The sequence below is a fragment of the Armatimonas sp. genome (assembly GCF_031410135.1).
In the GTDB taxonomy this organism is placed as follows: Bacteria; Armatimonadota; Armatimonadia; order Armatimonadales; family Armatimonadaceae; genus Armatimonas.
Genome location: NZ_JANNYP010000394.1, coordinates 1 through 1,280 on the forward strand (window position 1 = coordinate 1; position 1,280 = coordinate 1,280).

Annotated in this window: 2 protein-coding genes; both read right to left on the reverse strand. The window is 61.2% G+C overall.

The features are described 5' to 3' along the window. Nucleotides 1-707: molybdopterin molybdotransferase MoeA (locus RMO15_RS14270; protein WP_309713887.1), on the reverse strand; the 707-nt coding region annotated here is incomplete at its 3' end. Further along, the gene (gene moaC / locus RMO15_RS14275) at nucleotides 694-1,176 is read right to left on the reverse strand and encodes a cyclic pyranopterin monophosphate synthase MoaC (RefSeq protein ID WP_309713890.1); all 483 of its coding nucleotides are present in this window, start codon (nucleotides 1,174-1,176) and stop codon (nucleotides 694-696) included. The genes RMO15_RS14270 and moaC, both read right to left, overlap by 14 nt. Nucleotides 1,177-1,280: the final 104 nt, after the last annotated feature.

Below are 1,280 nucleotides of genomic sequence, written 5' to 3' on the forward strand. Positions count from 1 at the left end.
GCTTCCGTCACGGAGGCGATGGTGTCGCGGGCGTGGACATGCTCCACAACGATGCCCCCTGCTTCCTCAATCGCGGCGGTCAGGGCAGGACCATTGGAGTTGCGAATCTGCCCCGGAGCGAGCGGCTGATCTCCCACGGGACCCAGCTCATCGCCGGTACTCAGTAGCCCCACGCGAGGCCGACGAAAGCAAGGCACCGTGCTGTCGTTCAGCGCCGCCAGCACCCCCAGCTCGCCGGGAGTGAGCGTGGTATGGGCAGGCAGGGCTCGCTCTCCCACCGCGAGATCGGAACCCCGACGGCGGATGTAGTGGCTTGAGCCCGTAGCCCGTAGCGTCACCCAGCCGCTTTCGTCTTCCTCCGTATCCTCTACCATTACCAAGGCATCGCAGCCTTCGGGGAGGGGAGCGCCCGTGAAGATCCGTGCGGCTTCGCCTGCCCGGAGCGCTCGCGTGGGCCAGGAGCCTGCCGCGATCTCCATGCCGACGGGAAGTGCTAGAGGAGTGTCTTCAGAAGCCGCTCCGACACTGGCTGCGCGAACCGCATAGCCATCCACCATCGAGTTGTCAAAAGGGGGGAGGTCGCAGCGGGCGATGATATCTTCGGCCAGTGCCCGTCCGCGTGCTTGCTCTAGCGGGACAAGCTCCGTTTCTAATGGCCCCGTGACAGCGGCAAGAATCTGCTCCAGGGCTTCGTCATAGCTGCGCATGCCACGCTCCACTCTTACCCCCGGTTTTACTCAGGAGCCGCACACCCTCGATTACCATTCCTTTATCAACAGACTTACACATGTCGTAGACCGTCAGCGCCGCGACACTCACGGCGGTCAGCGCCTCCATCTCGACGCCTGTTCGCCCGACACAGGAGGCTGTCGCCGTGATCTCAATGCCGGTTTCCGTGAGCGCTAGATTGACTTGAATATCCGTCAGAGGCAGGGGATGACAGAGCGGGATCAGCTCGCCACACTTCTTGGCCGCCAGAATGCCCGCGATTTTTGCCACCGTGAGCACATCACCCTTGGGGAGCGCTCTCTCGGCAATGCGCTGGCGCAAGCTCTCGCCCATACGGACCCTGCCGGTGGCGGTCGCGCTTCGGTGTGTCTCGGTCTTTTGCGAGACATCCACCATGGTTGCGGCACCCTCTGAATCTAAATGACTAAACTCTGGTAACTCTGTCATGTTGTGGATTCTACCTGCTCCGGTATAATGAGAGTGGCTAGTTAAGCCGACATTCTCGCAGGGTTGCGAAAATTGGTAACAAAGACGAACATGATCACGATTCA